The following is a 12,307-nucleotide window of genomic DNA, read 5'->3' on the forward strand; positions in this document are numbered from 1 at the left end:
GCTCTAAACAGTCGCTTCCAGAAAAGACTTGCCTTCAGCGTCGATCATAATGGCGCTGAGGCGTCCGCTGGCATAGGCCCCGGTATCAAGATTGACCCGGTTTGGCCGTACTTCCACATCGCTGGCTGGTGTATGGCCATGGATGATCACCTTGGAGTGCAGGTGTGGGTCATCCAGAAATTCCCAGCGAATCCAGATAAGATCTTCAGGGTTTTGTCGTTCGAGATCAACGCCGGGCCGAATGCCTGCGTGGCAGAAGAAGAAATCCCCCATAACGGTTGAGCGGCGCAATCCGCTCAGGAATTCCACATGCTCCGGCGGCATGGCCCGCAGCAGGGCAGAGCGCCCGGCCGATACCGAAGCAGAGTCATCGAAATCGATGGTCACGCCATAGGATTGCGCTGTCTGCCTGCCGCCATGCCGGGCAAAAACACCATGCCCGTCGCCTTTGTCGAGGAATTGCAGAAACCCGACATCGTGATTGCCCGCAAGGGTCAGCATGCGATGGGTTTTCTTCTGTGCATTGACGAGATAGTCGAGCACGCCCCGAGAATCCGGTCCACGATCAACATAGTCACCTAGATGTACCACCACCCAGTCGAAAGGTGGCGACTTCTCGTTTTCCTCAAGAATGCGCCGGTGCATGGCCTGCAATAGATCGAGGCGTCCATGGACATCGCCGATAGCGTAGACACGCATTCTGTCCGGGCCGCGCGCCCGCTTGAAGTCGATCGTTTTCATGGGCGATCCAATTCCCTCTGGCTGCGGCGCAATCGCGATGTTGCCTGCCAGGCGCTGCTGCGTTCCGCGTCCTGCTGGGCCTGTTCTATGAAGTCGATATGTGCGCGCACAGCAGCCCGGGCTTCATCAGGATCGGATGCCATGATGGCATGCGCGATGGCTTTGTGCTGTTGCAGCAGCTTGTCCCGCGCGCCGGGAAAACCGTAGATCACTGTGCGATTGTAGAACACATCATCGGCCAGAAGCCGGTAGCAGGAGCGCAGCGTGTGCAGCAGGATGATGTTGTGCGCGCACTCACCGATGGTGCTGTGCAATTCGACATCCAGTTCAGCCTCTTTCTTGGAGTCATTGGTCTCGTAAGCCAATTGCATGGCCTCGACGATCCGGGAGAGCAATAGGCGGTCATCTTCTGTCGCCCGGCGGGCCGCATAATCGGCCGCAATACTTTCAATTTCCCGGCGATATTCGAGGTAGTCGGCGGCTGCCTTCTTATGACTGGAGATGAGGTCCATCACCGGCTTCGAAAACACCTCGCCGATGACATCGGCAACAAAGGTTCCACCACCGTGTCGGGCAACAAGCAGTCCCTTGGCTTCCAGCGTCTTGAAGGCATCGCGCAGGATCGGCCGCGAGACATCGAATTGTACGGAAAGGTCCCGTTCGCCGGGCAACCGGGCCCCTACGCGCAGAATGCCTTCAAGGATCAGCGTTTCGATCTGGCTGACAATATCGTCGGCGGTGCGCGACGGCTGGATGCGGGCAAAGATCGGGCTGCTCATGGTGAAATCGTCCGCGGAAGTGATTTGCAATTGCAACGTATCGGCAAACCACAAAACTGGTCAATTCTTTTGTCCAGTTGCGCTTCGGTCGGTAAGCGTCGCATAGCCGCAGCGGATTGGCGTAAAGTAGCATTGAAAGGACGGGGCATTGCGTTCACCATCTTGTGAACAGGCGATCAAGGGGCCGATATGAAGGGGAAAAGACTGAAGACCGCGGCGGCGTTTGCGAGCGCTGCTTCAAGTTCTGGCGTCATGGGCTTTCCGGGGCATGCAGAGCGTTCGGTTGCCTTGGGTGAAGTCCATGCGCGTCCCTATCCGCTGGTGGATACACCGCGCCTCCTCATCCAGCTCGCTTTCATGACTGAGGCGGGCTCAACCGTCGATCATGCGGTGCTTGCGGAACTGAGCCGAAGCATTGGTATTACGCCCCCCGCCCGCGATGCCCGCCACCATATTATGCCGTGGGGCAACGGTACCTTGCGCTGGGAACGGCATACGGAATTCTCGACTTACCTGTGGGAAGGTCCCGTGCCGCGTACGGGGCAGACCGCACAACATCCTTTCGGCCATGGTTTCAATCCTCCCGGTACGGTCATTGACGGTGTGCGGCTTGAGATTATCCGGAAAGACAATACAGCCGACGCTGTTATCGAGGAATTTGACCCGACCAGCCTTTGCTACAGCGATGTCGAAAATGGGCTCGCCTCGATCATAACGGATTTCCGGCAGGATAAGGACGGGATGACCCGTATCCTTATCCTCGACAATGGTCTGTCGCCCGCCCGTGCCGGTGCCTTGTCGCAGCGGGTAATCGAAATCGAGACCTACCGAACGCTTGCCATGCTCGGGCTGCCGCTGGCGCATTCCCTGTCGCCTCGCATTCGCCGTATCGAGGATCGTCTGGCGGGGCTGACGACGGAAATGCGTGCGGCAGATGCGGATAATCATAAGCTTTTGGATGAATTGACATTGCTGGCAGCGGAACTGGAAGCTGATGCTGCCTCAAGCCTTTATCGCTTCGGTGCCAGCCGCGCCTATGATGGCATTGTGCTGGAACGTCTGGCCGCGCTGCACGAAGAGTCTGTCACCGGATATGAGACGTGGGCGGCCTTCATTCAGCGCCGTATGGCACCTGCCATGCGCACCTGTTATTCGGTCAGTGAGCGTCAGGAAAACCTGTCGGAAAAACTCTCTCGTGCGGCAACGCTGCTGCGCACCTCCGTCGATGTGGAACTGGAACGCCAGAACCGCGATCTGCTGAGTTCGATGAACCGGCGCGCGCAATTGCAATTGCGTTTGCAGCGTACGGTCGAAGGGTTGTCCGTTGCCGCGATTTCCTACTACGTGGTGGGGCTGTTCTATTATCTCGCCAAGGGCGTCGAAGCCTATGCGCCGGACCTGCATTCTTCCGTTGTGACGGCGGCATTTGTCCCTGTTGCCATCATCGCCATGTGGTTTGTGGTCAAATCGATCCGCAAGTCCCACAAGGACGAATGATCAGACCCGGTCCCATGGAGCCACGGGCCCGTAAAGCCCAGCGAGATAGTCGATGAACACCCGCACCTTTGCCGGAAGAAACTGCCGGGAAGGGTAGATCGCATAGATGGCGATATTGCCTGATGCTGCGTAATCTTCAAGCACGCGCAACAACTGACCCGATGCCAGTTCCGGGCCGATATCCCATGTTGAGCGCAAGGCAATTCCAAGACCGCCAAGCACCGCCGCCCGCACCACTTCGCTGGAATTGGTCAGGATTGGCCCGGTCGGGCGTAATGATATGCTGCCATCCAGACCATTCAGGCGCCAGGGATCACCATTGTGCGCGGCAAGGCAAACATGATTGTCGAGATCAGCAATGGAGCATGGCATTCCATGTTCGGCGATATAGCGCGGTGAGGCCACAAGAAACCGCCGCACCGGCGCCAGTTTGCGCGCGACGAGACTTGAATCCGACAATTCGGCGATGCGGATGGCGAGGTCATAACCTTCGCCGACAATATCGACAAATTCATCAGTCAAAATAAGATTGATGGAAAGGTCAGGATTGGCCCGCATGAAAGGTTCCAGATGCGGGGCAATATGCATACGGCCAAAGGTTGTAGGCGCAGAAACTTTCAATTGACCATGCGCCTGCTCGGATCGGCGGGAGACGAAAGCTTCCGCCTCTTCAATGCCTGATAGAATGGCAAGCACCCGCTCATAATAGCCCTGGCCCGTTTCGGTCAGGGCTATTTGCCGGGTGGTGCGTTGCAAAAGCCGCGTACCCAACCTTTCTTCCAGCCGTCGCAACCGTTTGGACATGACGGCAGGAGACAGGCCAAGTTCCCGTCCAGCCGCCGACATGCTGCCAGCGGAAACAACACGGGCAAAAATTTCCATATCGTTCAAATGATCCATCAGAGCACTCTTTCTGCCTGATTATCTGAAGGTCAAGCCCTCGAAGCACTTTCGGCATGGCGATAGGCGACGACACGCAGCATCGGAATGCAAAGCACATAGAGCGCTGCACCACAAACCCACACCAGACCACTCCAGTCGGTCCGCGTTGCCGCATAAATCGTCGTGAAGATCACCGGCCCGATAATACCGGCCAAACTGGTTGCGCTGGCCAGAACCCCCTGAACTTCGCCGACTTTGCTCGCATCAACCTGCCGGGTGATGATGGATTGAAGTGCAGGTGTTGCAATGCCGCCCATGGAAAGGAAAAACAGGATGGGCGCGACCATCCAGCTTTCGGTGGCAAATGCCATCAGCAGATAACCGATACAATCTGTGGCCATTCCAAGGACCAGCGTGCGTTTTTCGCCGATCTTCTCGGTCACAGGGCCCGTCAGCATTCCCTGCACAAGTGCATGCAGCAGACCAAATGCTGCGAGTGAAATACCCACAGTGGAGACGCTCCAGAGAAACTGGTCCTGTGTGTAGATGATCCAGAGGGCACCGGGCAGCTGGCCGACCAGTTGCAGCAGCGTGAACATCGCAACCAGTGGCGTCAGGGTTTTGATGCTGGTGATCCACTGGAATGAGCCGATGGGGTTCAGGCTGCGCAGTGAAAAGGGCGTTTTCTCACCCTTGCTGGTTTCCGGAAGGAAGAACAGAGCAAACAGGAAGTTGAGGCCGTTGAGAGCCATGGCGAGCAGGAATGGATAGTGGACGCCGAAACCGCCTGCGATACCGCCGAGCAATGGCCCGGCGATGAAGCCAAGGCCGAAACAGGCACCGATCAGGCCAAAACGTTTGGCCCGGTTCTGTTCCGGAGTAATGTCGGCGATCGTCGCACTTGCCACGGACATGGTGGCCCCGGTGACGCCTGAAATGATGCGGCCGATATAGAGCAGCGGCAGCACGGTCGCAAAAGCCATCACCAGATAATCAAGTGCCGCGCCTGCGAGGGAGCCGAGAATAACTGGGCGTCGGCCAAACCGATCACTCAGTGCGCCGAGCAGCGGCGCGAACACAAATTGCATCAGCGCGTATAGAGCAAGAAGAACACCGTAGTTCCGTGCGACATTATCGGAATGAGCGAGCGTCGTCAGCAGTTGCGGCAAAACGGGCATGATCATCCCGATGCCGATAGCATCGAGGGTGACGGTCGTCAGGATCACGTTCAGAGGTTTGTTGAAAGTCATGGGAAACTCTTATTTATCGTTGATAAGTAACTAGACATATCCTTTATCGGTGATAAATTGTCAAGCATGGCAAAACGTAGTGATGTGAAATTGCAGCGCGAGACCGTTATTCGGGTAGCTCTCGATCTGCTTGACGAAACCGGCATTGATGGGCTGACCACCCGGCGCATTGCGACGGCTCTTGGTGTGCAGCAACCGGCGCTTTATTGGCATTTCAAGGACAAGGCTGCCTTGCTTGATGCGCTGGCCGAGGCGATTCTGGTTGAACACCACGGACCGTCAATACCTGAGAAAGACGAGGACTGGCGGCACTTCCTGATCGAGAATGCGCGTAGCTTCAGGCGCGCTCTACTGGCCTATCGTGACGGCGCGCGGATTCATGCGGGTTCGCGGCCAGGTCCGGTATTCTTTCCAGCCGTGGAGGCGCAAATTCAATTCATGGTTGCCGCTGGTTTCGATCTGGTGCCAGCTGCGCATGTGTTGCGCGTGACAGGGCATTACGTTGTCGGTTCGGTGCTCGAACAACAGGCATTCATGCCGGGGATCAGTTCGCCAGACTTTACGCCTGAGATGCGCGTGGCATTTCCAATGCTCGCTCAGGCTTTTGTCGAAGTTGAACACATCTCTCCGGATGAAGGGTTTGAATTTGGACTTGCGGCACTTGTTGCTGGTTTCGAAAAGCTGCGTTCCAGCTAGTCGCGCGTCACTTTGGCTCCATGCCGCCCCATGACGAAGGAACAGCAACAGTTTAGACTGTTTAGAAACTGCTGGTGTCACTGGTAAAAATAATTTACCAGTTGAAGCATTGCAGGCGAGGGAGGTTTTATGTCCGGGTTGGTGATGCCGAAGGCCGATGCCGCGACCATGGCGCGCCGCAGCGACATTGTCGCCGCATTACAAGCCATTGTTCCTGATGAAGGCGTGGTTGATGTCACCAATGAAATGCGCGCGTTTGAATCCGATGCTTTGACTGCCTATCACCAGCTTCCACTGGTTGTTGTCCTGCCGCAGACCGTTCGCCAAGTCTCGCAAATCCTCAAATATTGCCATGAAAACAACGTGAAGGTTGTGCCACGCGGGTCGGGTACATCGCTCTCTGGCGGTGCATTGCCGCTGGAAGATGCGGTTCTGCTCGTCATGTCCCGCTTCAATCGCATTCTCGAAATCGACTATCCGAACCGCGTCGCCGTCGTGCAGCCAGGTGTGACCAATCTCGGCATCACCAAGGCCGTCGAGCATGAGGGGTTTTACTACGCGCCTGATCCATCCTCGCAGATCGCCTGTTCCATCGGTGGCAATGTTGCGGAAAATTCCGGCGGCGTGCATTGCCTGAAATACGGGCTGACGGCCAACAATGTTCTTGGGCTGGAAATGGTGCTCATCACAGGCGAAGTGCTGCGGCTGGGCGGCAAACATCTGGATTCGGAAGGCTATGATCTTCTGGGTCTGATGACCGGGTCCGAAGGCCTGCTCGGTGTCGTGACCGAGGTCACCGTGCGCATTCTGCAAAAGCCCGCGACCGCCCGCGCGCTGATGGTCGGGTTTCCTTCAAGCGAAACAGCCGGGCAATGTGTGGCCGATATAATCGCTGCTGGCATTATTCCGGGCGGCATGGAGATGATGGATCGCCCGGCGATTCATGCGGCCGAAGATTTTGTGCATGCGGGCTATCCGCTGGATGTGGAAGCGCTGCTGATCATTGAACTCGATGGTCCCGCAGTTGAGGTCAACCACCTCATCGATATGGTTGAGAAGATTGCGGGTAAGAACGGCGCTTCGTCCTGCGTGATATCCCAGAGCGAAGAAGAGCGCATGGCGTTCTGGGCTGGGCGCAAGGCGGCGTTTCCCGCCGTTGGGCGCATCTCGCCTGACTATCTGTGCATGGATGGTACGATCCCGCGCAAGGAACTGCCGAAGGTGCTTGCTGGCATGCGCGAACTGTCGGAAAAATACGGGTTGCGTGTCGCCAATGTGTTTCATGCGGGCGATGGCAATCTGCATCCGCTGATCCTCTATGACGCGAATATTCCCGATGAACTGCGCAAGGCGGAGGATTTTGGCGCTGACATCCTGAGGCTGTGTGTGAAGGTGGGTGGTGTTCTCACCGGTGAACATGGTGTCGGCGTTGAAAAGCGCGATCTGATGCCTGAGATGTTCAACGAGATTGATCTGAACCAGCAAATCCGGGTCAAATGCGCCTTTGATGACAAGCATCTGCTCAACCCCGGCAAAGTTTTTCCGCAATTGCATCGCTGTGCTGAACTTGGCCGGATGCATGTGCATCGCGGTCAGGTGCCATTTCCAAACATTCCGAGATTCTGATCGATGTTGTTCAAGGCACAAACGCTTGAAGCTATTGCACGCGGGGAAGTCGATCTGGCGTTTCGGCGCTGGACCCGTCCGACCGTCAAGGCCGGTACACGTCTGCGCACGACCATCGGTTCGCTGATCATCGGTGCGGTGGACACAGTCGACCCAGACAAACTGACTGTGGATGACGCCAAACGTGCGGGTTTCGAGAACATTGCTGCTTTGGAGCGCAATCTGCGTGAAGGCGATGGAACGCTCTATCGTATCGCCATCGGAGCTGTTGAAGTCGATGAGAGAACCGCTCTGCACGAAGAACCATTGTCGCAAGCGGACAAGATCGCTTTGACGGATCGACTGGCGCGCTGGGACAAAGCGGCTCAGTACGTTGGTTATCACAGGCAAATCCTGCGCATGATTGCCGATCAACCGGGCGTGGTCGCTGCAAATCTTGCCGCACAGCTTGGCGTCGAAACGGTCAAATTCAAACGTGATGTGCGCAAGCTCAAGGAGATGGGTTTGACCATCAGTCTCGACATTGGCTACCGGTTGTCGCCGCGTGGCCAAAGCTTTCTGGACGGGCAATGAAATGACCGTGTTTATGCCTTCAACCGAAGCAGAAATTGTCGAAGCCGTGCAATGGGCGCTGTCCGAGCGCGTGCCGGTGGAGGTCGCGGGTTATGGCTCCAAGCGTGGGCTTGGTCGCCCTGTTCAGACCGAACATACGATTGCCCTGTCGAAATACGTGGGCGTGACGCTGTATGAACCCGATGAACTGGTGTTGAGCGCCAAAGCCGGAACGCCAATCGCGGAACTGGAAGCCCTGCTGGCATCGAAAGGCCAAGCGTTTCAATTCGAGCCTATGGATTATGGCCCATTGCTGGGCGAGGCGGCAGGGCAGGGCAGCCTTGGCGGGGTTCTTGCCACCAATCTGTGCGGTCCGCGCCGCTTGAAGGCGGGCTCGGCGCGCGATCATGTGCTGGGTGTGCGGGTCGTATCGGGGCGGGGCGAACTGTTCAAATCCGGTGGCCGTGTGGTCAAGAACGTCACCGGCTATGATCTTTCCAAGGGCATGGCCAATTCCTGGGGCACGCTTGGCATCGCAACCGAAATTACATTCAAGGTTCTGCCCGCGCCGGAGACGGAGACAACGCTCATTATCAGAGGGTTGATGGATGATGAGGCCGCGCGTGCCATGGCAATTGCCATGGGTTCCAGCGGCGAAGTGGCATCCGCAGCGCATCTGCCTGTGAATATTTCTGGCCGGGTTATTGATGGCGTGCTGAAAGGCGAGGCATCAACATTATTGCGGCTGGAGGGTTTTGCGCCTTCCGTTGCCGACCGGGTGACGATGCTACGGCGATTGCTGTCTTCGGCGGGCACCATTGAAGAAATCTCCGGCGATATCTCGCGCAGGCTCTGGCAGGAAGTACGCGATGTTATTCCTTTCGCCGATGGGACCGAACGGCCCGTGTGGCGCGTTTCGATGGCGCCGATGGAGGCCTATAAGCTGGTTGCATCCATGCGCATGGGCGCTGCGGTGGATGCTTATTATGACTGGCAGGGCGGACTTGTGTGGATGAGGCTGGAAGGCGAACCAGAAGCGGAAGCCGTGCGGGTGCTGATCGGCAAATATGGCGGGGGCCATGCCACGCTGGTGCGTGCGTCCACTACCATTCGTGCCGCCATACCCGTTTTCGAACCGCAATCCGCTCCCTTGGCAGCGCTGTCAAAGCGGCTCAAACAGCAATTTGACCCGGAGGGTATTCTCAACCCCGGCCGTATGGTTGCAGGAGTGTAGTATGCAAACCAACTTCACCCCGCAACAATTGCAGGACCCAGGTGTTGCCGAGTCCGAAAAGATCCTGCGCAAATGCGTGCATTGCGGTTTCTGCACCGCGACGTGCCCCACCTATGTCACGCTGGGCAATGAACTCGACAGCCCGCGCGGCCGCATTTATCTGATCAAGGATATGCTGGAAAATGGCCGCCCTGCCGATGAGCAGATCGTCAAACATGTGGACCGTTGCCTGTCCTGCCTCGCCTGCATGACCACCTGTCCATCGGGTGTAAACTATATGCATCTGGTGGATCATGCTCGTGCCCATATCGAGAAAACCTACAAACGTCCGGTGATGAACCGTTTCATCAGGGGGCTATTGGCCTTCGTGCTGCCATATCCGTCACGTTTTAGGCTGTCTTTGACGGCGGCGAAACTCGGCCGTCCTTTTGCCCCCCTGCTCAAATCAGTTCAGGCGCTGAAGCCGCTGGCCACCATGCTTGAACTTGCGCCGAAAACCGTTCCGGCAAAATCCCGCTTTGCCGAGCCGGGCTTGCACAAACCGGCAACCGAAAAGCGCGGACGCGTCGCAATTCTGACCGGTTGCGCCCAGCCCGTATTGAAGCCGGGGATCAATGAGGCAACCATTCGCCTGCTCACCCGTCTCGGCATCGAGGTCGTGGTGCCAAAGGGCGAGGGCTGTTGCGGCGCGCTGGTGCATCATATGGGCCGCGAGGAAGCCGCACTGGAGGATGCACGCCGCAATGTCGATGTCTGGACGCGCGAGCTGCACGATGGAGGGCTCGATGCGATCATCGTCACGGCTTCCGGCTGCGGTACGACGATTAAGGATTACGGCTATATGCTGCGGCTTGATCCTGCTTATAGCGACAAGGCGGCAGTCATTTCAGGGCTTGCCAAGGACATCACCGAATATCTGACAACCCTCGATTTGCCTGCACCACAGCACCCGGCGAATTTGGTTGTGGCCTACCATTCCGCCTGCTCCATGCAGCACGGGCAGAAGCTGACCCGGCAGCCAAAGGATTTGTTGAAAGCCGCTGGTTTCACGGTCCGCGAACCTGCCGAGGGTCATTTGTGCTGTGGTTCCGCCGGAACCTACAATATCATGCAAGCCGAAATCGCCCGCACTTTGCGCGACCGCAAGGTAAAAAACATCGAGGCAACCGGCGCTAGCATCATTGCCACGGGCAATATTGGCTGCATCACCCAGATCGCCAGTGCTGCAAAAATGCCTATTGTTCATACGGTCGAACTGCTGGATTGGGTCTATGGTGGCCCGAGACCAGAAGGTGTGCCGGCGCCTGTCCTGCAGGCTGCCGAGTAAAAAGAAGGGCGGCGGTCCAAAGGAACCACCGCCCAATTCCAGCACCGCCCCCGGTGCCGTCCCCACTAACTCTCACATCACGACGACTTTTGTGCCGACATTGACGCGTTCGTAGAGATCAGTGACATCTTCATTGCGCATGCGGATGCAGCCGCTGGATACGGCATGTCCGATTGTCCATGGCGCATTGGTGCCGTGAATACGGTAGAGCGTATCGCCAAGATAAAGCGCGCGCGCACCGAGCGGATTGGCGGGGCCGCCTTCCATGTGAACAGGCAGATAGTGGCCCTTTTCTTTCTCGCGCTCGATCATCGAGGCTGGCGGGCGCCAATCCGGCCATTCCGCCTTGCGGGAGATATTGTTGGTGCCGTTCCAGCCAAAGCCTTCCTTGCCGACGCCAACGCCATAGCGGCGCGCCTGTCCGTCAGCTTCGACGAGGAAAAGAAAACGCTGCGATGTATCGATAACGACGGTGCCCGGTGCCTGTGGTCCATCATAAGCAACGGACTGTGGCAGGAATTTCGGGTCCATACCGCGTTTTTTCGGCTGATCTTCCGTTGCGGGCTCGGCTGGCCGCCGGAATGAAACTTCGCGTGCTGCCGGGTTTGTTGCTTCCTGCGTGCGAACGGGGCGTCTCGCCTCTCGGCGATTGATAATGGTTCCACGTAGAGGTGGGTCGCTCAGTACAACCCGGTCGCGCATATTGGCTGATGTGCCAACCGGACGTTGACGCAACTGCATGACCCAAGGCGCTGAAAGATCGGGGCTCATAACCACAGGCGGCCTTGTCGCGTAACGCTCACTGGCATGAGCGCCGAATGATACTATTGTCAGGCAGGAGGTCAGAAGCAGCAATGCGGTCTTCATCGGGTAATTCTCTTGGCAATAACACTCCTGACAGGATCTGTCAGGTTTCGGATTGAGTTTGCCTGCGTGCCGGTAGAAAAAAGTGAACGAGGATCAATAAAATGCGATTCTGATCGGAAACCATTTGTTGTGGTTATCGAATGGTTTCGGCCACTGGTTAATGTCAGGTGAACATGTTCCGGAAGGACAGATGATGACGGAAGAAACGCCCGTAAAGACAGGATTGATGACGGATGAAAGCGGTGTGAGCAGATGTTCCTGGCCCGGCGCTTTGCCTGAATACATCCACTACCACGACCATGAGTGGGGACGTCCCGTCACGGACAACTATCGCCTGTTTGAAAAAATCTGTCTGGAAGGATTTCAGTCGGGTCTGTCGTGGCTCACCATCCTGCGTAAGCGCGAAAACTTCCGCGAGGCTTTTGACGGCTTTGATTTTGAACGTATCGCCCGCTACGGCGATAAGGATATCGAACGATTGCTTGGCAATGCAGGGATCATCCGCCATCGCGGCAAGATCACCTCGACCATCAACAATGCGAAGCGGGTCATCGAACTGCTTGAGGAAAAAGGCTCGCTTGGCGCTTATTTCTGGAGCTTTGAGCCGCCAGTGGATGAGCGTCCCAAGGTCGTTGATTATGGCCACCTCATCACCAATCCCTCAACACCCGCCTCGGTGCGCCTTTCCAAGGATTTGAAGAAGCGCGGATTCAGCTTTGTCGGCCCCACCACCATGTATGCGCATATGCAGGCTATGGGGCTGGTGAATGATCATGTGGAAGGCTGCAAGTGCCGTGCCGAGATCGAAAAAATCCGAGCGAATTTTAAACGACCCGTTTGATTGTCATGAAACTGC

General features: G+C 56.9%; 12 protein-coding genes. 7 read left to right on the top strand and 5 right to left on the bottom strand.

Annotated elements, in window-relative coordinates; translation table 11 throughout:
- Positions 1–3: 3 nt before the first annotated feature.
- On the bottom strand, positions 4–741 hold the full coding sequence (locus BLU05_RS19075; RefSeq protein ID WP_091883481.1) for a metallophosphoesterase family protein: 738 nt from the start codon (positions 739–741) through the stop codon (positions 4–6).
- The gene (locus tag BLU05_RS19080; protein ID WP_091883727.1) at positions 738–1,520 is read right to left on the bottom strand and encodes an FCD domain-containing protein; all 783 of its coding nucleotides are present in this window, start codon (positions 1,518–1,520) and stop codon (positions 738–740) included. Before BLU05_RS19080 ends, BLU05_RS19075 begins: the two co-directional genes overlap by 4 nt.
- A 189-nt stretch (positions 1,521–1,709) precedes the next feature.
- Here BLU05_RS19080 and BLU05_RS19085 point away from each other — a divergent pair, with 189 nt between their 5' ends.
- Positions 1,710–3,017 carry a DUF3422 family protein gene (locus BLU05_RS19085; RefSeq protein WP_244518428.1) on the top strand — a complete coding sequence of 436 codons (1,308 nt, stop codon included), beginning with the start codon at positions 1,710–1,712 and terminating at the stop codon, positions 3,015–3,017.
- On the opposite strand, the gene BLU05_RS19090 is transcribed toward BLU05_RS19085, so the two are convergent.
- Positions 3,018–3,920, bottom strand: coding sequence for a LysR family transcriptional regulator (locus BLU05_RS19090; RefSeq protein ID WP_091883484.1), 903 nt, complete (start codon positions 3,918–3,920; stop codon positions 3,018–3,020).
- Between the two features lie 29 nt (positions 3,921–3,949).
- Positions 3,950–5,149 carry a Tet(A)/Tet(B)/Tet(C) family tetracycline efflux MFS transporter gene (tet, locus tag BLU05_RS19095; protein WP_091883486.1) on the bottom strand — a complete coding sequence of 400 codons (1,200 nt, stop codon included), beginning with the start codon at positions 5,147–5,149 and terminating at the stop codon, positions 3,950–3,952.
- A 66-nt stretch (positions 5,150–5,215) separates the two neighbouring features.
- Between tet and BLU05_RS19100 the strand changes: the two genes are divergently transcribed.
- The 5 genes from BLU05_RS19100 to glcF all read left to right on the top strand — a co-directional run bounded on the left by BLU05_RS19100 (position 5,216) and on the right by glcF (position 10,584).
- The gene (locus tag BLU05_RS19100) at positions 5,216–5,845 is read left to right on the top strand and encodes a TetR/AcrR family transcriptional regulator C-terminal domain-containing protein (RefSeq protein WP_091883489.1); all 630 of its coding nucleotides are present in this window, start codon (positions 5,216–5,218) and stop codon (positions 5,843–5,845) included.
- A gap of 129 nt (positions 5,846–5,974) precedes the next feature.
- Positions 5,975–7,471 carry an FAD-linked oxidase C-terminal domain-containing protein gene (locus tag BLU05_RS19105; protein WP_091883491.1) on the top strand — a complete coding sequence of 499 codons (1,497 nt, stop codon included), beginning with the start codon at positions 5,975–5,977 and terminating at the stop codon, positions 7,469–7,471.
- Between the two features lie 3 nt (positions 7,472–7,474).
- Positions 7,475–8,044: an ASCH domain-containing protein gene (locus tag BLU05_RS19110; protein WP_091883494.1), complete on the top strand. Its 570-nt coding sequence runs from the start codon at positions 7,475–7,477 to the stop codon at positions 8,042–8,044.
- A 1-nt stretch (position 8,045) separates the two neighbouring features.
- Entirely contained in the window at positions 8,046–9,257 is a 1,212-nt protein-coding gene (locus BLU05_RS19115) for an FAD-binding protein (protein WP_091883496.1), read from the top strand.
- A 1-nt stretch (position 9,258) separates the two neighbouring features.
- Complete coding sequence (gene glcF / locus BLU05_RS19120) at positions 9,259–10,584, top strand: glycolate oxidase subunit GlcF (protein ID WP_091883499.1); 1,326 nt, start codon at positions 9,259–9,261, stop codon at positions 10,582–10,584.
- 72 nt (positions 10,585–10,656) lie between these two features.
- Here the strand turns inward: glcF and BLU05_RS19125 are convergent, their stop codons facing one another.
- Positions 10,657–11,451: a L,D-transpeptidase gene (locus BLU05_RS19125; protein WP_091883501.1), complete on the bottom strand. Its 795-nt coding sequence runs from the start codon at positions 11,449–11,451 to the stop codon at positions 10,657–10,659.
- Positions 11,452–11,644: 193 nt separating this feature from the next.
- Here BLU05_RS19125 and BLU05_RS19130 point away from each other — a divergent pair, with 193 nt between their 5' ends.
- Complete coding sequence (locus BLU05_RS19130; protein WP_091883731.1) at positions 11,645–12,292, top strand: DNA-3-methyladenine glycosylase I; 648 nt, start codon at positions 11,645–11,647, stop codon at positions 12,290–12,292.
- Positions 12,293–12,307 lie beyond the last annotated feature (15 nt).

This window comes from Phyllobacterium sp. OV277 (genome assembly GCF_900104355.1).
Classification (GTDB): Bacteria; Pseudomonadota; Alphaproteobacteria; order Rhizobiales; family Rhizobiaceae; genus Phyllobacterium.

What these genes read in the sequence shown, in the direction of transcription:
- BLU05_RS19075 (WP_091883481.1), bottom strand. Translation starts at nt 741, where the DNA reads ATGAAAACGATCGACTTCAAGCGGGCGCGCGGCCCGGACAGAATGCGT.
- BLU05_RS19080 (WP_091883727.1), bottom strand. Translation starts at nt 1,520, where the DNA reads ATGAGCAGCCCGATCTTTGCCCGCATCCAGCCGTCGCGCACCGCCGAC.
- BLU05_RS19085 (WP_244518428.1), top strand. Translation starts at nt 1,710, where the DNA reads ATGAAGGGGAAAAGACTGAAGACCGCGGCGGCGTTTGCGAGCGCTGCT.
- tet (WP_091883486.1), bottom strand. Translation starts at nt 5,149, where the DNA reads ATGACTTTCAACAAACCTCTGAACGTGATCCTGACGACCGTCACCCTC.
- BLU05_RS19100 (WP_091883489.1), top strand. Translation starts at nt 5,216, where the DNA reads ATGGCAAAACGTAGTGATGTGAAATTGCAGCGCGAGACCGTTATTCGG.
- BLU05_RS19105 (WP_091883491.1), top strand. Translation starts at nt 5,975, where the DNA reads ATGTCCGGGTTGGTGATGCCGAAGGCCGATGCCGCGACCATGGCGCGC.
- BLU05_RS19110 (WP_091883494.1), top strand. Translation starts at nt 7,475, where the DNA reads ATGTTGTTCAAGGCACAAACGCTTGAAGCTATTGCACGCGGGGAAGTC.
- BLU05_RS19115 (WP_091883496.1), top strand. Translation starts at nt 8,046, where the DNA reads ATGACCGTGTTTATGCCTTCAACCGAAGCAGAAATTGTCGAAGCCGTG.
- glcF (WP_091883499.1), top strand. Translation starts at nt 9,259, where the DNA reads ATGCAAACCAACTTCACCCCGCAACAATTGCAGGACCCAGGTGTTGCC.
- BLU05_RS19125 (WP_091883501.1), bottom strand. Translation starts at nt 11,451, where the DNA reads ATGAAGACCGCATTGCTGCTTCTGACCTCCTGCCTGACAATAGTATCA.
- BLU05_RS19130 (WP_091883731.1), top strand. Translation starts at nt 11,645, where the DNA reads ATGACGGAAGAAACGCCCGTAAAGACAGGATTGATGACGGATGAAAGC.